The sequence below is a fragment of the Brachybacterium tyrofermentans genome, from assembly GCF_039526165.1.
GTDB classification, from domain to species: Bacteria; Actinomycetota; Actinomycetes; order Actinomycetales; family Dermabacteraceae; genus Brachybacterium; species Brachybacterium tyrofermentans.
This window is the reverse complement of record NZ_BAAAIR010000004.1, coordinates 1-21050: the sequence shown is the minus strand read 5'-3', so window position 1 is coordinate 21050 and position 21050 is coordinate 1. Positions and strand designations below refer to the sequence as shown.

The window sequence follows — 21050 nt, the reverse complement described above, 5'->3', positions numbered from 1 at the left end:
CCCCTGTGGTCGGATCGGACGTGGACACGCTCGACACGGAGAGCTCGAGCCACCTCCCCGAATCCCTTCTCCCACACCCCCACGCCCAGGAGACCCCATGCCGGCATCCGCCGCGCCCGCCACTGCCACCGCACCCGCCCCCGTCAGCCGCCGTCGGCTGCTCCAGGCCAGCGGTGCCTCCGCCGCCGTGATCGCCCTGGGCATCACGGCCCCGAACGCGAGCGCCGAGGAGGGACCGCAGCCCGAGGGACTGTTCTCCCTCGGCGTGGCCAGCGGTGCACCCCGGCCCGACGGCGCGGTGCTGTGGGCCCGGCTGGCCCCGGAACCGCTCGCCGAGGACGGCCACGGCGGGATGGAGCTGCGGGACGTCACCGTGCGCTGGCACGTCGCGAAGGATCCTGAGTTCCGGCAGATCGCGGCCCGCGGGCAGGCGCTCGCCCAGCCCGAGCTCGCGCACGCCATCCACCCCAAGGTCGAGGGTCTCGATCCCGCGACCGACTACTACTACCGGTTCTCGGTGGGGCGCACGAACAGCCCCGTCGGCCGCTTCCGGACCCTGCCCGCGCAGGGCGCGGAGGTGGAGTCCTTCAGCGTCGGCGTGGTCTCCTGCCAGGCCTGGTACCACGGCCATTTCACCGCGCACAAGCATCTGGCCGCTGAGGAGGAGCTGGACCTGGTGGTGTTCGTGGGTGACTACATCTACGAGTACGGCATCACGGAGGCGAACCTCTGGCGCCAGGGCGCCGAGGTGGGCCCCGCGCATCAGGTCGAGACGGAGACCCTCGAGCAGTACCGGCTGCGCTACGCCCTGTTCAAGCTGGATCCGCACCTGCAGGCGGTCCACGCCCGGGTCCCGGCGGTCGCCGTGTGGGACGACCACGAGGTGCAGAACGACTATGTGGGCGGCGGCTCCAGCACCGGCATCCCGGAGGATCAGTTCGCCTATCGCATCGCCGTCGCGTACCGCGCCTTCTACGAGAACATGCCGCTGGACATCGAGGCGCTGCCGGAGGGTCCGGATTCCGACATCACCACCGGATTCGACGTGGGCTCCCTGGCGCGGTTCTCGCTGCTGGACACCCGCCAGTTCCGGGACCCGGCGCCGATGGACGCCGAGGACCAGCAGGATCCGGACCGCACCATGCTCGGCGCGGAGCAGGAGGCCTGGGTGACCGAGCGCCTCGAGCAGTCCCCGGCGCTGTGGAACGTGATGGCCAACGGCGTGGTGGTCGCCGCGATCACCGAGGACCGCACCGATATGTGGGACGGCTATCCGGCGGCCCGGCAGCGTCTGCTGGACGCGATGGTCGCCAGCAGCAACCCCGTGGTGCTCACCGGTGACATCCACAAGCACGTCGCCGCGGAGCTGCTGGCCGACTTCACGGATCCGGGCAGCGGCACCATCGGGGTGGAGCTGATCTGCACCTCGGTGGGCTCCGACGGCGACGGCGCGAAGACCGACAACTACACCGACGACTGGACGCAGCACGAGTACGTCAAGCACTACGACGGCCGACGCGGCTACATCCACCTGCGCTTCACGCCCCAGGAGCTGGTCTCCAGCTTCTACATCGTGGAGTGGATCGAGGCCGACGACACCGCCCCGAAGCAGCTCTCGGCGCGCTTCACCACGCCCGCCGGCGACCCCCGCCTGATCCAGGCCTGACCCGGCCCCACCGGCCAGAGAAGAGCAGCCATGAGCCCGCGCCCCGACACCGTCACCGACCTGCACGCCGAACCCGCCCTGGCCAGGACGATCCTGTCCTGGGAGCCCCAGGGATTCGACCCCCTGATCGACCACTTCCGGATCTACGCGGTCCGCGGCGAGAGCGCCCCGGAGGAGCCGCAGGAGAGCGACCTGATCGCCAAGACCGTTTACCCGAACGTCGCGCACACGAACCTCGACCCGGCCGGGGAGACCTGGACCTACACCGTGCTCGCGGTCTCCGACGCGGGCCGGCGCGGCCGTCCCAGCGCGCCGGTGACCGCGAGCTCCCAGCCCTCGGTCACCGCGACCGGGCGGGAGATCGCGACGATCGGCGCCTTCGACGGCCGCACGCTCGAGCATCACCTGGCGCCGACCTCGTACTCGCAGATCCCCGAGGAGTTCCCCGACGCGGTCATCGAGTACGAGCAGGGGGCCGACGAGCCCGGCACCGCCTGGCCGTACCTGCTGCCGGGCCCGGGCGACGCCTGGGCGGGGAAGACGGCCTACCGCGCCCGCTGGACGTTCACGCTCGAGGAGGCGCCCCAGGCGGAGTACGACCTCGCCGTGTGGCTCGTGGACACCACCCGCCTGGGCGGGATCCTGCGGGTCAGCGCCAACCACGAGCACGTCACCGATATCGAGCTGCCCGTGGGCAGCACCCGTGGCTCCCGCGAGGGGGACGCGACCGTGCCGGGCTCGACGCTGCGGCGCTCCTTCCACGAGCCGGCCCTGCCCGCCGCGCTGCTGCAGGCCGGGGTGAACGTGCTCGAGTTCGAGCTGGCCGAGGGCGGCTGGGCTGCTTGGGACGCCGTGGGGGTGTTCGCGCGGGAGTAGCGGGAGCAGCGGGAATGTCAGGAGCAGCGGGAGCAGCAGCATCCCCGGATCGCGGGATCGGGCGCTGCCCGTCGCCTCCCTCGAAGCACCTCGAGATCCCCGCGTGAAGAAAAGGGTGCAAAACGGACAAAGCATGACATACTCCATAGTATGCGAGGCATCATCCTGGCGGGCGGTACAGGCTCGCGACTGCACCCCTTGACCATCGGCGTCTCCAAACAGCTCATGCCTGTCTACGACAAGCCGATGATCTACTACCCGCTGAGCACCCTCATGCTCGCGGGCATCCGCGACATCCTGATCATCACCATCGCCGACGACCAGCCCGCGTTCCAGCGGGTCCTCGGCGATGGCAGCCGCTTCGGGGTGTCGCTGAGCTATGTCGTCCAGCCCGAGCCCGACGGCCTGGCCCGTGCCTTCGTGCTGGGCGAGGAGTTCCTGGCCGGTGAACCGGCCGCCCTCGTGCTCGGCGACAACCTCTTCTACGGCCAGGGCATGGGCGAGCAGCTGCGCCGCTTCCATGATCTCGAGGGCGCGGCCGTGTTCGGCTACTGGGTCAACGACCCCAGCGCCTACGGAGTGGTCGAGATGGATGATGCCGGCAACGCGATCTCCCTCGAGGAGAAGCCGATCCGTCCCCGCTCGAACTATGCGGTGCCCGGCCTGTACTTCTACGACGCCACCGTCGTGGAGCGGGCGAAGATGCTGCAGCCCTCGGCGCGCGGCGAGCTCGAGATCACCGATCTGAACCGCTCCTACCTCGACGACAGCATGCTGCAGGTCGAGGTGCTCACCCGCGGCACCGCCTGGCTGGACACCGGCACCTTCGACGACCTCGCCGCCGCCGGAGACTTCATCCGCACCGTCCAGCAGCGCCAGGGCCTGTCCATCGGCGCGCCCGAGGAGGTCGCCTGGCGGATGGGCTACCTCAACGACGAGGAGCTGCGTGAGCGCGCCGAACCGCTCGTGAAGTCCGGCTACGGCCGCTACCTGCTGGACGTCCTGAGCCGTGAACGGGCAGATCGGCCCGTCTGACCATCCGGCCCATCCACCCTTCGGCCGACGCCACCCCGCCGGGCTCGTCGGCCGAACCACCCACCGCGGAGGAACTCTCGATGTCGCGTCATCTGCTCGTCACCGGAGGGGCCGGCTTCATCGGCTCCGATTTCGTCCATTACGTCATGGCGCACACCGAGGACACGGTCACGGTGCTGGACAAGCTCACCTATGCCGGCAGCCGGGACTCGCTGGCCGGGGTGCCGAGCGACCGGGTGCGCCTGGTGGTCGGGGACATCGCCGACGCCGCGACGGTGGAGCCGCTGGTCGCGGAGGCCGATGCGGTGGTGCATTACGCGGCGGAGTCCCATAACGACAACTCGCTCGATGACCCCAGCCCGTTCCTGACCACGAATCTGATCGGCACGTTCACGCTGCTCGAGGCGGCGCGCAGGCATGGAACCCGTTTCCATCACATCTCGACCGACGAGGTCTACGGGGACCTGGCGCTCGATGATCCGGAGCGGTTCACCGAGGCTACGCCGTACAACCCGTCGAGCCCGTACTCGGCGACGAAGGCCGGCAGCGATCTGCTGGTGCGGGCGTGGGTGCGGTCCTTCGGGGTGCAGGCGACGCTGTCGAACTGCTCGAACAACTACGGGCCGCGCCAGCACGTGGAGAAGTTCATCCCGCGTCAGATCACGAACCTGATCGACGGGATCCGGCCCCGGCTGTACGGGGCGGGGCAGAACGTGCGCGACTGGATCCACGCCGATGACCACTCCAGCGCGGTGCTCACGATCCTGGATCGCGGCACGATCGGGGAGACGTACCTGATCGGGGCCGACGGGGAGAAGAGCAACAAGGAGGTCGTGGAGTTGATCCTGGACCTGATGGGGCGTGAGAGCACGGACTACGAGCACGTCACCGATCGTCCCGGCCACGACCTGCGCTATGCGATCGATTCGACGCGGCTGCGCACCGAGCTGGGCTGGCAGCCCTCGTTCCGCGACTTCGAGGCGGGTCTGGCGGCGACGGTTGCCTGGTACCGGGAGAACGAGGCGTGGTGGCGCCCGCAGAAGGCGGCCACCGAGGCGAAGTACGCGAAGGTGGGGCAATGACCGTGCCGGCGAGGGTGATGAGGTACATTTACTGGTAACTTACCTCGAACTATTAAAATGGCACTGATGAGAGCAGGGTAGTTGACGGATGCTTTGGAGCGTTGACAATTTCAAGGGATTGCATCAGGGAACGCTGGAACTCGCTCCTGGGACTCTCACTGCACTGACTGGTGCGAACAGCAGTGGTAAGTCATCGCTAATTCAGTCAGTTTTGCTTGCTGCGCAGAGCGCTCAAGCAGAAGGCCCCCTTATCCTCAATGGGCCGCTAACTAGGCTAGGCGAAGCCGTGGACTTAGTTCGATCAGGGGCACGCTCTACCCGCATTCGACTTCAGATCCCTCGGGAGATCCCAGTCGGATGGGAAGAAGTTATGGGTGATGACTTTGAGGAAGATGGGTACCTTAAGGTTGAGGTGGAGCTGAAGGCGAATCAGCAGACGGAGCAGATGGGGTTCCATAGTGTGCGAATATACGATTCGAGTCAGCCGGACTACCCTCTAGTTCTATCAAAGGAAAGCCGGCGGAAGTCAGATCTGGAACTTATCTTCGCGAAGGAAGACCGATTGCGCGTCGACGCGTTGCATGTAAAATCTACCCTCGGCAGCTCACAGCGTGCGCTTCGCACCTATGTTCTTTTCTCCGGCCTGCAACCTGTTTCGGTGTATCAGATACGCAAATCGGACGATATTGAGAGTGAGTATCGTCGAGAACTCACAGCTCTCGTTAAAGCTCGAGCTAAGAAAATCGATATTAGCGCACAAGAAGACGCAAGTATCAACATGTCAAACTATTCGGCGCAGCGCGAAGTAAGGCGCCTACTCAGGGAACTAGTGGGTAGCGAGGGGTTCAATGAAACTCAAGAGCTTCTCGAGGTCGATGGCTTTGGCGTGAGCTTCAATGCCCTATCTCATCTCGTCTCAGTTGACGCTGATAGTCAAGCGAAGATTATTGGGCGGCTTTCTGAGATTCGAAGTCGGCGCCCATATAAAATGCTGCGGCTCCGCCAGGGTCGTATGCGGAAAACCCTAATGATGCCTTGGTGGGATGCGGGCACGTTAGAGCAAGCGCTTCTGAATAATTTAAAGAGCAGCATCCTGGCCTTGGCAGAGTATTCGGCTGCCCTTGAAGAGTTCCTGGGAACGGTCAACTATCTGGGTCCATTGCGGGACGAGCCTCGCGTTGTCTGGAACCAGTGGAATGAGCAAGCGCACGGCCTTCCGGTGGGTGCCAGGGGTGAATATGCGGCCGCCGTGCTCGCGAGGATGGCTAATCAGCGCATCAAGTATTGCGGGGTGGACGGCGAGGAGAAATTTGGACCACTTCAGGACGCGGTCGATGAGTGGATTTCGTATCTGAGAATTGGTGAAAGTGTTGAGGTGAAGGACCGGGGGAAGCTCGGCGTCGGTTTTGAGCTCAGGGTTGCCGGGGGGATGAGAGACCTTACCAGTGTGGGGGTCGGTGTTAGTCAGGCTCTTCCGATTATCGTGGCCATTCTTGCGTGTCCGAGAGATGCAACATTTTTGGTTGAGCAACCCGAACTGCACCTGCATCCGGCTGTGCAGGCGCGTTTGGCAGACTTTATGACGCGTGCACGCCCAGATCTTTCTGTCGTCGTGGAGACGCATAGTGAAACATTTATCACCCGGCTTCGACGGCGCGTGGCGGAAAGGGAGTTGCATCCCGAGCAAGTTCGGATAACTTTTGTCGAGAATTTTGGATCCGGCTCGGAGACTCGCGATCTAGCGTTAAGTAAGTATGGCGACCTATCTGAATGGCCTGACGGGTTCATGTCGAGCGAGGATGATGATGTTGCCGCGATTCTGAAGGCCAACATTCGGCATGCCCGCATGGCTGGTCAGGAATAGTTATGGTGCAGTACATTTTGGATCCGGAGATTATTGTCCCGACGGAGTCCGCGAAGATGGACCAAGAATTTTGGCTACGACTTAGCACTTGGTCCAAGGAGCGTCAGGTTCGGATCGGAGTCGAATCCCTCGAGTTTCTTTGCGAGCTATATGAAAATCCGCCCCCGTCGGCGGTTATTGGCCCGAGGGATATTTCGGGGATAGTTGGCCGTCTTGTTGGGCGAGTCCTCGAAGGCGAGTTGAGTGCTGAAAAGTGGTGCGCCTGCGAGTGGATCTATGACTATTCGCCGATACTAGGTGACGCCGACAATCCACGAAGATTGCTCCAAGACGTGGCGTCGCAGGGGGCGGGTGTACGGACGGTTGTGGCAACAGATGCTCGTTGTTGGTCTGTCAAACCAAATTTTTTCTGCTCGGCATGCGGCATTCGGCATACGTATATTTATGGCGAGGGGCTAGGTGGTCCCGGGCCTGCCTTGCGTGATGAGTTCCTTGGGGATAGGAATAATGGGATCGGCGAGCTCGAGCGGCGTTCCCGTACCCTATTCCCCGAGATCGTCTTTTCGGATTCGGCCTGGTCTAGGGTTAGTAAGGTAATCGGGGACTCGCAGGAAATTCTTCGCGATGTAACGCATCATCTAGGTGTTTTAAATGATTTCGCGGTGAATATTTGGCGCGCCCATTCCGAGCCGAGTCGAAGGATTGGTGAGCTGGCTTCTCGTGGCGCTGATGCGTCGCCAGAAAGCGTGAAGACGAAGTCTAGTGAAAAGTATATGAAGTACAGGGATTTCGACTTCGGCAACACGAGGCGTCGGTGTGAGTGGCATACTAAGTTCCGACCGAACGGAGGTCGGATTCACTTTTTGGTCGAAGGTGAGAAGGTTTACGTCGGCACAATTGAAGAGCACCTCCCAACTCCGGATTGACTTTGTGTGGACGTGTTAGTGGCGAGAGCTATCTTCCGTGGAATGCGGGTTACTTTAGAAGGAGCGTCATGACCCAGCTCGCCGTTTACGAGACCCGGATCCCGGGTCTGCTCGTGGTGGACCTGCCGGTGCATGGCGATGACCGGGGCTGGTTCAAGGAGAACTGGCAGCGGCAGAAGATGGTCGCGGCGGGTCTGCCGGACTTCGGTCCGGTGCAGAACAACATCTCCTTCAACCAGGCCGTGGGCGTCACCCGGGGCATCCACGCCGAGCCGTGGGACAAGTACATCTCGGTCGCGACCGGGCGCGTGTTCGGGGCGTGGGTGGATCTGCGCGCCGGCGACAGCTTCGGAGCGACGTACTGGCACGAGATCACGCCGGAGGTGGCGATCTTCGTGCCGCGCGGGGTGGGCAATGCGTTCCAGACCCTGGAGGCGCCGGCGGCGTACACGTACCTGGTCAGCGAGCACTGGTCCGAAGCCGCACAGTCGCAGTACACCTTCCTGAACCTGGCCGATGAGTGGGTCGCGATCCCGTGGCCGATCCCGCTGGATCAGGCGGAGCTCTCCGCGAAGGACCTCGCCCATCCGCGACTGGCCGAGGTCACGCCGGTGCCGCCGCGCCGCACCCTCGTGGTCGGTGGGGGAGGGCAGCTGGGGCGCGCGCTCGTGGCGCGCTGGATCTATCGGACGGACGTCGACGCCGTCACCCGGGACGAGCTGGACCTCGCCGATCCCGTGAGCGTCGAGGAGTTCGACTTCTCGCCCTACGGCACGATCATCAACGCCGCCGCGTACACCGCGGTCGATGCGGCGGAGTCCGACGAGGGCCGCCGTGCGGCCTGGGCGGTGAACGTCACCGGGGTCGGGCGCCTGGTGGAGATCGCCCGTGCGCAGCGGGCCACTCTCGTGCACGTCTCCAGCGACTACGTCTTCGACGGGACCACCGAGGTGCACGACGAGGACGAGGCCCCGAGCCCGCTGGGCGTCTACGGGCAGACGAAAGCGGCCGGAGATCAGCTGGTCGCGAGCCTGCCGGAGCACTACATCCTGCGCACCAGCTGGGTGATCGGCGAGGGCGGCAACTTCGTGGACACCATGGCGGGCCTCGCCGGGCGCGGCATCGACCCGTCCGTGGTCGACGACCAGATCGGCCGGCTCACCTTCACCGCCGATCTCGCCGCCGTGATCGACCACCTGCTCACCACCCGCCCGGCGCCGGGCACCTACAACGTCACGAACGAGGGTGAACCGGTCAGCTGGGCCCGCATCGCCGCCGAGGTGTTCGCCCTGACCGGCCACGAGCGGGGCCGCGTCACGCCCGTGAGCACGCAGGACTACTACGCGGGCAAGGCCGGGATCGCCCCGCGACCTCGGCACTCCGCCCTGGACCTCGCGAAGATCCACGCCACCGGCTTCGCCCCCCGCGAGCAGTTCGCGGCGCTGGGGGAGCACCTCGCAGGGTGACCGGCGCCTGGCTGAATCGCGCGCCGGGTTGATCGTTCTCCCTCTCTGTGGGCCAATGGTCGGCGGCCCGTGCTCCACCGTCGACGGTGAGCTGCGGGAGGCAGCGTCGCACCCGGCCTGCCACCGACCTCGAGGAAGAGCGGACATGCAGACCATCGACCTGCTGGTGATCGCGGCCTATCTGATCGCCACCGCCTGGCTGGGCCTGACGCTCAGCGGCAGGCAGACCAGCGTGAAGGGCTACTTCCTGGGCGGGCGTGACTTGCCGTGGTGGGCGGTGTGCCTGTCCGTGGTCGCGACCGAGACCAGCGCCCTGACCGTCATCGGCATCCCGGTGATGAGCTACCTGGGAAACATCTCCTACCTGCAGCTGGGCCTGGGCTACATCCTCGGTCGCATCGTGGTCGCCTTCGTCATGCTGCCGCGCTACTACGACGGCGAGATGATCACCGCCTACGCCTATCTCGGCAAGCGGTTCGGAGCCAGCACGCAGACCACCGCGGGCGTGACCTTCCTGATCACGCGGCTGCTGGCCGACGGGATCCGCGTGCTCGCCGCCGCGATCCCGCTGAAGGTGATCCTCGAGGGCATGGGGGTGGACCTCAGCTACTTCGTGATCACTGTGATCCTCTCGGTGGTGACGATCCTGTACACCTTCATCGGTGGCATCACGGCCGTGGTCTGGGTGGATGTGGTCCAGATGCTGCTGTACGTCGCCGGCGGGATCCTGGCGATCGGCGTGGTGCTGAGCACTATGGGCAGCGGCTGGTGGGGTCAGGCCGTCGATGCCGGGAAGACCCAGCTGTTCGTCCTCTCCGACAACCCGATCAGCGGGGAGAACTCCCTCATCGCTTCGCTGATCGGCGGCGCGGTCTTCGCGATGGCCTCCCACGGCTCGGACCAGCTCGTGGTGCAGCGCCTGCTGTCCTGCCGCTCGAAGGTCGAGGCGCAGAAGGCGATCATCGTCTCCGGCGTGGTCGTGACGGTCCAGTTCGCGATCTTCCTGGTGGTGGGCCTCGCCCTGTGGGGCTACTACCAGCAGGCCACCCCGGCCGAGCTGGGGCTGACGAGGGACGACGAGATCTTCCCGCTGTTCATCGTCGAGGCCCTGCCTCCGGGCCTGTCCGGGCTGCTGCTGGCGGGCATCCTCGCCGCCGCGATGTCCACGCTGTCCTCCTCGCTGTCCGCGCTGAGCTCCTCCACGGTCACCGATGTGGTGGCCAAGCTGCGCAGGCGGCCGCTCAGCGACGAGCAGGGACTGCGGGTCGGCCGCTGGGCCACGATCGGCTGGGGCCTGGCGTTCATCGCCCCCGCCACGATCTTCCGGTCCGACGAGGGCAGCATCGTGGTCCTCGCCCTGGGCGTCGCCGGCATCACCTATGGCGGACTGCTGGGGGCGTTCGTGTTCGGCATCGTCAACCGGCGCGCCCGCGCGGCCGACGCCAACATCGCCTTCGTGGTCGCCGTCGCCGTGAACGCCTTCTTCTTCCTCATGGAGAAGTATGTGGTGGGCGAGGTGTGGGTCGCCTGGCAGTGGTACCCGCTGCTGGGCGTGATCGTCACCTTCGCCGTGGGCGGCCTGCTGTCGCTGCGCCACCCGGCGGTGGCGCGCGCGACGGCCCCGGAGGAGACTGCCCGGAACAGCATCCGCTGACGGGGAAGGGGAGCACGATGACGGAGCCAGTACCCTTCGAGGTGTTCGAGGAGGGCGTGTACCTGCACGGCACCCAGGCCGCGCTGGAGCCCGGTGAGCTGCTCACACCGCAGCAGCCCTCGAACTATCGCCAGGGCCTGGCGATGCGCCACGTGTACTTCACGCAGACGCTGGCCGCCGCGGCCTGGGGCGCCCAGCTCGCCCGGGGAGAGGGCCGGCCCCGCATCTATGTCGTGGAGCCGACAGGGGAGTTCGAGGATGACCCCAACGTCACCGACAAGAAGTTCCCGGGCAACCCGACGCGCTCCTATCGCAGCCAGGAACCGGTCCGCGTGATCCGCGAGCTCGAGGGGTGGACCGGGCACAGTCCCGAGAGCGTCCGGGCCATGCGCGAGGGCCTCGCCGAGCTGCGCCGTACCGGGAACGACGAGATCATCGACTGATAAGTCGGGGTTCGTCAGTGTCCGGTGCGCGACCCTGTCAGGTGCGCGCCGGCTCAGGGTCTGATCGCGGCGCGGATCCGTGCCAGCAGATCGGGCAGAAGCTCGGTCACCGTGCGCCAGGACACCGCGGCGTTCATCGCGCCGTAGCCGCGGTGCGCGGCGATGTCCCGGGTGGTCGTGATTCCGCGACGCTCCTCGGCCGTGACGACGGACAGGAACTCGGAGAAGCGTTTCTCCTCCTCGAACAGGGCGGCCAGCCGGAGTACGGCGACCGTCGCCCGGTCGTAGCTCTCGGATCCTTCGACGAAGGCGTCGCGTCCCTGCGCGATGACGGCGTCGACGCGTCGCTGGATCCGGCTCAGCTCATCGAGAAGGACGTCGGCAGCCACGGGGGCGCCCTCGTCCGTCGTACGGGTTCGAGGGCGCATCTCCCAGCGGGCAGCGTGATCGGGGTGCTCGCCGTGGTCGGTCACAACGGGGTGGTCGCTCACAACGGGATCGCCGTCCGACGGATGTGCGCGGGAGCATCGTGGTCATCGACGACGACGTCCACCGCGAAGCCGAGCAGTTCGGTCGCGTCGGCGACGAAGGTCGCGTAGGCGAGGGGGCCCGCGTCGGGATCCACGTCGACGAACAGGTCGATGTCCGAGGAGTGATGATCGGCGCCTCGCGCGACGGAGCCGAAGACCTGGATGTCGCGGACTCCCAGGTCGGCGCCGAGGGTGAGCAGCTCGTCGCGGTGTGCGGCAAGGGCGAGGGAGGGACGGTAGTCCGCCGCCGCGAGAAGCCGTGCAAGCAGCTCGGGGGATACGGGCCTGCGGCCTGACTCGATTCCGGCGATATGCGGCTGTCGGGCTCCGACGGCCTCTGCCAGGGCGCTCTGCGTCATGCCGGCGTCCTCGCGGGCGGCCCGGAGGATCCCGGGAGCATCGTGCACCGTGACCGTCATGCAGAGAATGATACCCGTCGTGGTATATACCGGCCAGGGCGATCGTGCCGTCCCCGAGCACCAGCAGCGCGACCCCTGCCTCGGCAGCGACGTGGGCGATGGGGTGACGGACTGTACGGAGCTCACAAAGCTGTTCCTGTCGAACGGTCAGCGCACGCTCATGCGTCGAGCTTGGCCTGCAGCCAGCTCGGTATGTGCTGGGCCTCGCGGGGGAAGCGCTGCAGATCGTCGACGAACGCCGCATCGTCGATCGGCGCAGGCGTGAACTCAGGCTCGGAGTCATAGTCGAACGTGGTGTCGGCACGTCTCTGCGGCTGCAGGACCATCGTCATCGTGAACCAGGTGCCCTTGCCGGGCTCATACATGAGCTCACGCAGCTGCTTCGCCGCCTTCGACGCGGGCCGTGGCGCGAACGCTCTGGACTCTGTGCCACCGGTGGTCATCCACATCGCGACATCGCTCACGCCCGCCGTCATGGATGCCACGAAGCGTGCGCTCGACCAGCCGGCGGGCAACGACGTGCCGACCGCCTCGCCGATGGTGCGGATCAGCTGCGCCTGGCGCAACGGACTGGGGAGGCCCTCGGGGCCCGTGCTGCCTGTCATGCGCTGCTCCCGGGCCCTGTCGATCATGGTTAGCCAGCCGTTGTCGCCGTACCACCAGAGCCGTGCCCACTGCCACGAGCCCTCCAGGATGATCAGCGCCGCCATCGGCCGTGCTCAGGCGGGGCGGTGCTGGGAGGGAGGACGTCTCGGGAGGCATTCCGCGACCAGCCGTCACGTCGACGAACCGGATGCGGGCAGGTGAAGCCGGCGTCTTCACGGACGGGGCGTGCACTCATGGTCCAGATCGTAGGCGCATACGCCGTTGCGCGAACGAGACGCTGCGGTGCGGCCAGCACGTCACCGACGTCGAACTCCCCGTCGGCGCAGCCCGCGGCTCCCGCGATGCCGAGACGCCGCGACGCCACGGAGGGCGGAGTGTCACCGCAGGAGGAGCAGCTGGCGAAGCCACGGCACGTGTTCGCTGAGCAGGGCGATCACGCCGTCGCCCAGCACGGCGATGCCCGCGAGGGCGAGCAGGGCGGCGAGCAGGGTCCGCAGGGCGCGGCGCCTGGGGCCGACGACCTCCATGACCCGCGTGACGAGCTGCTCGTGCCGGCCGAACGCGGCGGCGGTGATCACGGCGACGAGCGGCAGCTGATAGACGAGGTTCCACAGCACCAGCAGCGCCACATGGCGCAGGAGATGCTGTTCCTGGGAGGCCATGCCCACGGCGATGACGAACCCGGGATCGGCCAGCGCCGTCGCCGAGAAGCCGACGCCAGCGAGGACGAGCGGAGCGGTGGCCAGGCGCTTCGGGGTGGAGCGCTGCTCGAGCCGGCTATGCGGCACGGGCGCCCGGGACGCGGCCCGGAACTGGTGGACGCTGACGCCGACGAGGGCGAGCCCCACCACGAGCTCGACGGCGCCGATCGCGTTGTTGGAATCCAGCACAGGCTGCAGCCACCGGTTCAGCAGCTCCAACAGCGGGCGCAGGATCAGCGTCGCCGCGATGATGATCACCGTGTACCCGCCGGCGAAGGCGAGCAGATGCCGCACCGTGCCGCCGCGCAGCATCACGCCGATCGCGATGACGCCACCCAGCACGTCCATCGTCACCACGGCGAGCCCGAAGAAGGCGAGGATCCCGGCGAACGTCATGCCCGAAGGCTACGAGAGGCCGCGGTGCGGGGACGACGGGGTGAGCACCCACCCGGACTGGGGGTTCCCGCACAGCGCTGCACGAGGGGTCGCTCTCCCGGACGGGACGCTCGATCCGGTGGTGGATGCTTGCGGAGTGCACGTGAGCTCGCTCGGGCTTGAGCTGCTTGCCGCGGCAGTCCCCGCGTCCATCATCCTGCCCACAGCCTTCGCGGTCCTCGTCGCCGCGTACGCCTTCTCGTTCCCCATGGAGAAGCACGTGAACGGCGAGGTGTGGGTCGCCTGGCAGTGGCACCGCGGCTGGGCGTGCTCGTCCCTTCGCTGTGGGCTGCCTGCAGTTCCTGGGCAATTCGAGACCCTTAGGGGCGGAGGATCGGAGCTCTGATGAGGCCGGGCGCGGTCGAGTGTTCCTCGCCCTCCCAGGCGTTCAGGACCGCCCGAGCGCTTCCACGTGCCATCCAGCGGCTCGCCAAGCTGGCAGGTCCAGCACGTTGCGGCCGTCGACAATCTTGGCGTCGGAGGCCAGCTCGCGGAGGACCGTTGGATCGAGCTGCTTGTATTCGGGCCATTCTGTGAGCAGCAGAACGAGGTCGGCATTGCGCACCGCATCCTCGACCGACTCTTCGGCGTGCAGAGCCGGGTAGCGCTTGCGGACGTTACCGAGCGCCACGGGATCGGTCACCTTGACGCGAGCGCCCTCCGAGTAGAGCTTGAGCGCGATATCGAGCGCAGGGGAGTCGCGCACATCGTCCGTGTCTGGTTTGAAGGCGGCTCCGAGGATGGCGATCCGGCGCCCGTCGAGCTCTCCGTCCAGCAGTCGTCGCGCCAATCGGACGACGTACTCACGACGCCCTGTATTGATCGCGTCGATGTCGCGAAGGAACGCGAAGCTGTCGACGGCACCGAGTTCACCGGCGCGGGAGATCAGGCCGCGCAGGTCCTTGGGAAGGCAACCGCCTCCGAAGCCGATGCCGGCGCGCAGGAACTTCCGCCCGATTCGGTCGTCCATGCCGATTGCCTCGGCGACGTCGGCAACGTCGGCGCCCGTGATGTCGCACAGCTCGGAGATGGCGTTGATGAACGAGATCTTGGTGGCCAGGAAGGAGTTTGCCGAGACTTTCACGAGCTCAGCGGACTCGTAGTTGTAGACGCGTCGGGGGATCTTCAGGGCGAGCAGAGGAGCGTAGACAGCGTCGAGAAGCTCGACCTCGTCGGCAGCATCTGCGGTGTCGGCGACACCGTACACAAGGCGGTCGGGCCGGAGGGTGTCCTCCACGGCGAAACCCTCGCGCAGAAACTCTGGGTTCCATACGAGCTTCACGCCGGGGATCGCGGCGAGCCGTTCACCGATCGTACGGGCGGTTCCGACTGGGACGGTGGATTTTCCTACCACGAGGGTGGTGCGGCCGTTCCGCGCCTTGAGCAGGGGGGCCAGTGCGTCGAGGGCGCTGTCGATGTACGAGAGATCGGCGCCAAGGCCGTCGTCGCGCTGCGGCGTCCCGAGGGCGAGAAAATGCACGTCCACGTCGTCCAGATCATCGTAGGACGTGGTGAAGTGCAGGCGTCCGTTGTCGACGTTGCGCGAGAGCACCTCGTCGAAGCCAGGTTCGTGGAAGGGGGCAAGGCCGCGCCCTAGGGTGGCGATCCGTGTCGAGTCGACATCGAGTCCGTACACCTCGTGTCCGACCTCGGCCATCGAAGCGGCGTGGACAGCGCCCAGGTAGCCGCAGCCGATCACGGAGATCTTCAGGGGAACAGCGCTCTCGGAGTCGTTCACGGTCTGTACGCCTTTTCGGTCGGAGGAGGAGGTGCCAGGCATGCGATCGCGCAGTGGGGACGTGAGCCCACGCCAGCTTCTGCCATCGTAAGCATCTGCCATGATAAGTGAGCAAACGGCAGGTGACTTCCCGTTCACCCGGGTGCGGCCTCACCTATAGAGCGTGTTCGGTACGTCTCATCTGACCGCTTTTGGTGCGACACCACCTTGGCTCCCAGAGCCCAGCACTTCTGATCTTTCGAGGTCAGCTGCACCATACCGCGCTCGCGAGGGCGAGCTGGCGCCCGAATAGTCCATCGTCGGCAAAGCCGTGACGGTATCCTCGGCCGCGTGCTTCTTCCACGTTCAGGACCTCCCTCCCCGACACGCCGCTCACAGAGCGTCGCTGGTCAGGTAGTCCAGAACGTCCGGCTCCTCGCGCAGGCCTCCGCTCAACACCTTGTCGGTGATCCGGCGCTGCTGGTGATCCAGGTGAGCAGGAGACTTCCTTTCCGCTCCCGCATGGTCCTGGGGAAACTGCTCAGGAGCGCGGCGCCCGTCTCTCCGGAGCTGGGCGCGTTGGGGGCCGTGATGTCCGGCCAAGACGACACCGCCGCCGAGATCCTGTCCCGGCGTGGAGGTCGCACGTTGTCACTGGGCGTGAGGTTAGCCGGTGAGATAGCAATCTTGGTGGATCGAGCGGACCTGATTCCGGAGAATGCGCCGCCGGCGACCGCGGCACGAGCCGCCTGGGCCCGCGGAGATCTCAGCGGAGCCATCGAGATTCTTCACGACGCCGGGCAAGGCGCCGGACGGTTCGCTTGTCGGCTTCGCAGCGAGTTCGACCTGCTGCAGCCCGGCTACCGGGTGAACCTCGGCGCGGTGCCTCGCAGTAAGCTGCGTCCCTCTGATCTGGTTCCCACCGGCGCCGACACCGGTGATCTTCGCGTGCTGCACCTGCTCACGAATTCCCTGCCCCACACGCAGTCGGGATATTCGCTGCGCAGCCACCGGATCCTCACCACACTGCGGAACCAGGGGATCCATTCCGTAGCACTGACCCGGACCGGCTATCCCGTGATGGTGGGGGTCCCTTTCGCCGCGGGCGAGGATGTGGTTGATGGCATCCGCTATGTGAGGACCCTGCCAGACGGCCTGCCGAGGACTCAGGAGCAACGACTGCTCGCAGAGGTCGAGATGGCGCTCCGACTGGTGGAGGAGTTCCGTCCGCACATCCTGCACGTCACGACGAATTATCTGAACGCGCTCGTGGCACAGGCCGTTTCAGAGGAGACCGGAATTCCCTGGGTCTTCGAAGTGCGCGGACTCATGGAGCAGACCTGGGTCGCTTCCCGCCGCAGTGACGCCACGCGGGAGGTCGCTGAGGCCTCCGAGAAGACGAGCCTCATCGCCGCCAAGGAGGGCGAATTGGCGCGGGTCGCTGATGCTGTGGTCACGCTGTCCAGGACGATGGCGGATGAGCTCGTCTCCCGAGGGGTGGAGCGATCCGATATCGTTCTCGTCCCGAACGGCGTCGACGATTCGCTGTTCGAGGATCATCTGGACACGGCGGAAGCGAGACGCCGCACCTCCTTGGCGGAACTGCCCGGCTTCGGGCCGGAGGCGTTCCTTGTCGGTGCGGTGAGCGCACTCGTGGACTACGAGGGGTACGACGTCTTGCTACGAGCCGTCGCCCTGTTGCTCGACGACGAGTCGACACCCTCTGAACTGCGTGAAAAGATCGGAATCGTCCTCGTCGGCGACGGTGTCTCACGGCCAGGGCTCGCAACCCTGGCGAATACCCTCGGGATCGAGGAGCGCGTGCACATGCCCGGCCGCGTTCACCGCGATCAGGCACCTCGGTGGATCGAGGCACTCGATGTCGTCGTCATCCCACGCAGGGATGTCGCAGTAGCTCGCGCCGTCACTCCCCAGAAGCCGGTCGAAGCCATGGCTCTGAAGCGGCTGGTGATCGCCTCGGACCTGAGAGCGCTGCGAGAATCCGTGACGGGTGCAGACACAGGAACCCCGAGGGCCCTGCTGGTGCCGCCGGAGGATCCGGGGGCCATCGCCGCGGCGATCGTTCGTGCATGGACAGACCCGGTGGCGCTCACCGCAGTACGAGAGGCCGCTCACGAACTGGCGCGGGAACGTGCGTGGCCGCGCCAGGTGAGACGATACGGCGAGATATACAGATCCATGACGACACCAGGCGAGGGGGGCACGGCAAGTGGTGAGTGAGACTCGAACCGCCCGTCAGATCGTTGACGCGCTCCAGGCCAAGGGCTTCCGTACGGACGGATTGTCTTCCGTGGGCGCCAGGCCGGACCTCGGTGAATACATCAACCAGCTCTGGGCACGCCGGTACTTCATCTGGATGGACGCACGCCACCGAGTCCTCTCCCAGAACAGCCGGAACCGGCTGGGCAGCGCCTGGCTGCTCTTGAAGCCGATCATGGATGCGGCGTTCTTCTTCGTCGTCTTCGGACTGATCCTCAAAGTCCAACGCGAGGGCATCGACAACTTCGGCGCCTATATCATCATCGGCGTGCTCATGTTCCGTGCCACGGCGACGAGCGTGACCTCCAGTCCTAGCGTGCTCGCCTCCGGAAAGGCGATGATTCGGGCCTTCTCGTTCCCTAGGGCTGCGATCCCAATCTCTGCGGTGCTCCGTGACGGGCTGCAGATGATCTGGGCGGTAGGAGCGATGCTCGTGATGATCGCCGTCATCCCTCCGTTTGTCACACCTGCGGCAACCTGGGTGCTGATCCTCCCTCTACTCGCACTGCAATGGATGATGAACCTCGGCATCACGTTCATCCTGGCCCGCGTTGGTTTCCGATTCCCCGATACGGCGCAGCTGATGTCCTTCGTCTCGCGCTTGCTCATGTACGGCTCTGGAGTCATCTTCCCGATCGACCAAATACTCACGCACCCCGTGGCAAGTGCCATCATCGAAGCGAATCCTGTCTTCCAGATGCTGAAGATGTACCGCGCCGTCCTGATGGAGGGGGCCCTGCCGGCTGCGGAATCCTGGATGATCCTGGGCGGCTGGGCAGCGGGGCTTCTGCTCTTCGGATTCCTGTTCTTCTGGCGGGGGGAGGCGAGCTATGGCGATGAACAGCAGTGATCCGGAAGAGACGGAAATGCTCGAAGCTGTCGAGGACAACCCTTGGATTGCCCCGGCGGAGTCGCCGGTGACCGTCGTGGCGGACAACTTGCGCATGCGCTACAACGTGCAGCGCACGGACAGAAAGCGCCGTAAGGGTCTGCTGGGACGGATGACGCGCAAGCAGATGGTGAGCGTCGCCGCTCTGCGAGGGGTCTCTTTCGTCGCGAGGTCCGGGGAGTTCATCGGAGTGATCGGGCGCAACGGCTCTGGCAAGTCGACATTGCTTCGCACGTTGGCCGGTCTGGAAGCACCGAGTTCCGGAACAGTTTTGACGTCCTCCAAGCCCGTGCTCCTCGGTGTCGGGGCCGCGCTCATCCCGGACCTCACAGGGGCCCAGAACGTGCGACTCGGCGCCCTCGCGATGGGGCTGTCTCCCACCCAGGCGGATACCGTGTTCGAGGAGGTCGTGGAGCTGTCGGCTCTCGGCGAAGCGATCGATCTGCCCATGCGCACCTACTCCTCAGGCATGGGTGCGCGCCTCAAGTTCGCGATCTCCCTGGCCGCAGATCCTTCGGTCCTGATGATCGACGAGGCACTCGCGACGGGAGACGCCACGTTCATGGAGCGCTCGCAACGCGCGATGGACGAGATGCTCTCTCGTGCCGGAACCGTCTTCCTGGTGAATCACGCCGCGCAGACCATCGAGAAGATGTGCTCCCGCGCGATCTGGATGGAGCGGGGCCAGGTGGTCCTGGACGGTGACGCCGTGGAAGTGGCCAGGAAATACCGCTGGTTCGCCCATAACCTGGCTCAGGGCGAGGAGGAAAAAGCGGCAGGATTGTTGCGGGACGCCGCCCTCGAAGGGGAGGCGCACCGACGCGAGGCCAACCTCCTGACAACTCCTGAATCGCCGGTCCCCGCTGGCAGGCGCCAGCGAGCGAATCCGGAGTTCGAGCCGGACCCTTTCACGAAGGTCTTCGCATCTGATCTGCCCAGGCGGTCGTTCCCATCCACTGTGCACCCCACTGATCCCGACAGATAATTGCGCGTTTCAACCCGACTAGGAGGGGCCATGTCACTACGCATCATGACCATCTATGGAACACGACCGGAGGCCATCAAGGTCGCACCGATCATCAAAGCGATCGAACTCGATGATGAGCTTGAGAACATCATCGTGGTGACCGGACAGCATCGCGAGATGCTCGACCAGGTCAACACCATGTTCGAAATCGTGCCGGATCATGACCTGAACATCATGGCGGCCGGCCAGAGCCTGAACGGCATCGTGTCGAAGGTGATCTCCGGGGTGGACGAGATCCTCGAGCTCGAGAAGCCGGACGCCGTGATCGTCCAGGGAGATACGTCCACGGTGATGGGGGCCGCCGTCGCTTCATTCAACCGACAGGTCCCGGTGATCCATCTCGAAGCTGGGCTGCGGTCGGGTGACATCAACTCCCCCTTCCCAGAGGAGGCGAACCGCAAGCTCACCAGCCAGATCGCTGCGTTGCATCTGGCCCCGACATCGACGAGCAAAGCGAACCTCACTCGCGAGGACGTCAGCGAGAACGACATCGTCGTCACCGGAAACAGCGTCATCGACACGCTCTTGTTCGCGACGCAGGCCCTTGACGTGCACTTCGAGGATGAGCGACTCGAGGCGCTCCAAGAGGCGAAGCAGGGCGGTGGAGCGGGCCGCATTCTTCTGGTGACCGCGCATCGGCGTGAGAACCTCGGGTCCGCGATGGAGGAGATCGGGAGTGCCGTGGCGGAGCTCGCCCGACACTACCCTGAACTCACTATCGTCTTTCCGATCCACAAGAATCCCAAGGTCAGGACGGCGATCGAACCAGCCGTCGAGGGTTTGGAAAATGTGTTGCTGATCGAACCGCTCGCCTATGCACAGTTCACGCGGGCACTCAGCCTTGCGGATATCGTGCTCACGGACTCCGGGGGCGTGCAGGAAGAGGCGCCCAGTCTGGGTAAGCCTGTGCTGGTAATGCGTGAGAATACCGAACGACCGGAGGCCGTTGTTGCGGGGACGGTCAAGCTAATAGGAACGAAGCGTGACCGCCTGATCGCAGAGGTTTCTCTCCTCTTGGACTCCCCACAGGCCTACACCGGGATGGCTAATGCCGTCAATCCGTATGGAGACGGAAGGGCTGCGGAACGCACACTTTCGGCTATTCGGTGGAAGTTCATGAATGGCGAAAAAATGGCCGATTTTTCCAGCTGAAAGTGAGTCCAGCACCGTGACCTGTACGTGCTCCAATAATCACATAGGTCAATGACATTGATCTAAGATGGTTAAGGGGCTCATCGCGTTCGAGCGTGTAGCAGTAGCAGGGGTCTGAATCCTTCGGTGTCGAGCAGGGATCGGATGACCTAGTGGCGCGTGTCGTTAGTTAGTTTACGGTTCGTGGTTTGGGATCATGGGGGCTCTTCGCGGTTCGTGGTGAATGACCCTGCTGTGGCGGGTATTCACGCTACGGTTCTCGCGGCGCTGGTGAGCAGGATA

At 65.4% G+C, this 21050-nt stretch carries 18 protein-coding genes; 13 read left to right on the top strand and 5 right to left on the bottom strand.

Annotated elements, in window-relative coordinates; genetic code table 11:
• The first annotated feature begins 97 nt into the window (after window positions 1-97).
• From ABD093_RS00795 to arr, 9 genes are all read left to right on the top strand, one after another.
• Entirely contained in the window at window positions 98-1666 is a 1569-nt protein-coding gene (locus ABD093_RS00795) for an alkaline phosphatase D family protein (RefSeq protein ID WP_343921940.1), read from the top strand.
• 30 nt (window positions 1667-1696) lie between these two features.
• Window positions 1697-2542: a hypothetical protein gene (locus tag ABD093_RS00790; RefSeq protein WP_343921939.1), complete on the top strand. Its 846-nt coding sequence runs from the start codon at window positions 1697-1699 to the stop codon at window positions 2540-2542.
• Window positions 2543-2692: 150 nt separating this feature from the next.
• Window positions 2693-3577, top strand: a complete 885-nt coding sequence (gene rfbA, locus ABD093_RS00785) for a glucose-1-phosphate thymidylyltransferase RfbA (RefSeq protein WP_343921938.1) — start codon at window positions 2693-2695, stop codon at window positions 3575-3577.
• 80 nt (window positions 3578-3657) lie between these two features.
• Window positions 3658-4659, top strand: a complete 1002-nt coding sequence (gene rfbB, locus ABD093_RS00780; protein WP_193118842.1) for a dTDP-glucose 4,6-dehydratase — start codon at window positions 3658-3660, stop codon at window positions 4657-4659.
• Between the two features lie 370 nt (window positions 4660-5029).
• Window positions 5030-6523 (top strand): AAA family ATPase, encoded by a 1494-nt coding sequence (locus ABD093_RS00775; RefSeq protein ID WP_343921937.1) that lies wholly within the window; start codon window positions 5030-5032, stop codon window positions 6521-6523.
• 2 nt (window positions 6524-6525) lie between these two features.
• Window positions 6526-7449 (top strand): hypothetical protein, encoded by a 924-nt coding sequence (locus tag ABD093_RS00770; protein WP_343921936.1) that lies wholly within the window; start codon window positions 6526-6528, stop codon window positions 7447-7449.
• Window positions 7450-7517: 68 nt separating this feature from the next.
• Complete coding sequence (locus ABD093_RS00765) at window positions 7518-8915, top strand: sugar nucleotide-binding protein (RefSeq protein WP_343921935.1); 1398 nt, start codon at window positions 7518-7520, stop codon at window positions 8913-8915.
• A gap of 145 nt (window positions 8916-9060) precedes the next feature.
• Window positions 9061-10569 (top strand): sodium:solute symporter, encoded by a 1509-nt coding sequence (locus ABD093_RS00760; protein ID WP_343921934.1) that lies wholly within the window; start codon window positions 9061-9063, stop codon window positions 10567-10569.
• A 17-nt stretch (window positions 10570-10586) separates the two neighbouring features.
• Window positions 10587-11012, top strand: coding sequence for an NAD(+)--rifampin ADP-ribosyltransferase (arr, locus tag ABD093_RS00755; protein ID WP_343921933.1), 426 nt, complete (start codon window positions 10587-10589; stop codon window positions 11010-11012).
• 53 nt (window positions 11013-11065) lie between these two features.
• On the opposite strand, the gene ABD093_RS00750 is transcribed toward arr, so the two are convergent.
• From ABD093_RS00750 to ABD093_RS00730, 5 genes are all read right to left on the bottom strand, one after another.
• Entirely contained in the window at window positions 11066-11503 is a 438-nt protein-coding gene (locus tag ABD093_RS00750) for a ribonuclease HepT family protein (protein ID WP_343921932.1), read from the bottom strand.
• Window positions 11500-11961 carry a helix-turn-helix domain-containing protein gene (locus ABD093_RS00745; protein WP_343921931.1) on the bottom strand — a complete coding sequence of 154 codons (462 nt, stop codon included), beginning with the start codon at window positions 11959-11961 and terminating at the stop codon, window positions 11500-11502. Before ABD093_RS00745 ends, ABD093_RS00750 begins: the two co-directional genes overlap by 4 nt.
• A 158-nt stretch (window positions 11962-12119) precedes the next feature.
• Window positions 12120-12671 (bottom strand): hypothetical protein, encoded by a 552-nt coding sequence (locus ABD093_RS00740; RefSeq protein ID WP_343921930.1) that lies wholly within the window; start codon window positions 12669-12671, stop codon window positions 12120-12122.
• A gap of 273 nt (window positions 12672-12944) precedes the next feature.
• On the bottom strand, window positions 12945-13664 hold the full coding sequence (locus tag ABD093_RS00735; protein ID WP_343921929.1) for a hypothetical protein: 720 nt from the start codon (window positions 13662-13664) through the stop codon (window positions 12945-12947).
• Window positions 13665-14091: 427 nt separating this feature from the next.
• Window positions 14092-15414, bottom strand: coding sequence for a UDP-glucose dehydrogenase family protein (locus tag ABD093_RS00730; protein WP_377802455.1), 1323 nt, complete (start codon window positions 15412-15414; stop codon window positions 14092-14094).
• A gap of 357 nt (window positions 15415-15771) precedes the next feature.
• On the opposite strand from ABD093_RS00730, the gene ABD093_RS00725 reads away from it, so the two are divergent.
• From ABD093_RS00725 to wecB, 4 genes are read left to right on the top strand one after another with little or no spacing between them, the layout of a single operon-like run.
• Entirely contained in the window at window positions 15772-17661 is a 1890-nt protein-coding gene (locus tag ABD093_RS00725) for a glycosyltransferase (RefSeq protein ID WP_343921927.1), read from the top strand.
• Window positions 17654-18550: an ABC transporter permease gene (locus tag ABD093_RS00720; protein ID WP_343921926.1), complete on the top strand. Its 897-nt coding sequence runs from the start codon at window positions 17654-17656 to the stop codon at window positions 18548-18550. The genes ABD093_RS00725 and ABD093_RS00720 overlap by 8 nt, the downstream gene beginning before the upstream one ends.
• A complete protein-coding gene (locus ABD093_RS00715; protein ID WP_343921925.1) occupies window positions 18531-19574 on the top strand; it encodes an ABC transporter ATP-binding protein in 1044 nt (347 codons plus the stop codon). Before ABD093_RS00720 ends, ABD093_RS00715 begins: the two co-directional genes overlap by 20 nt.
• Window positions 19575-19604: 30 nt before the next feature.
• Window positions 19605-20768, top strand: coding sequence for a non-hydrolyzing UDP-N-acetylglucosamine 2-epimerase (wecB, locus tag ABD093_RS00710; protein WP_343921924.1), 1164 nt, complete (start codon window positions 19605-19607; stop codon window positions 20766-20768).
• Window positions 20769-21050: the final 282 nt, after the last annotated feature.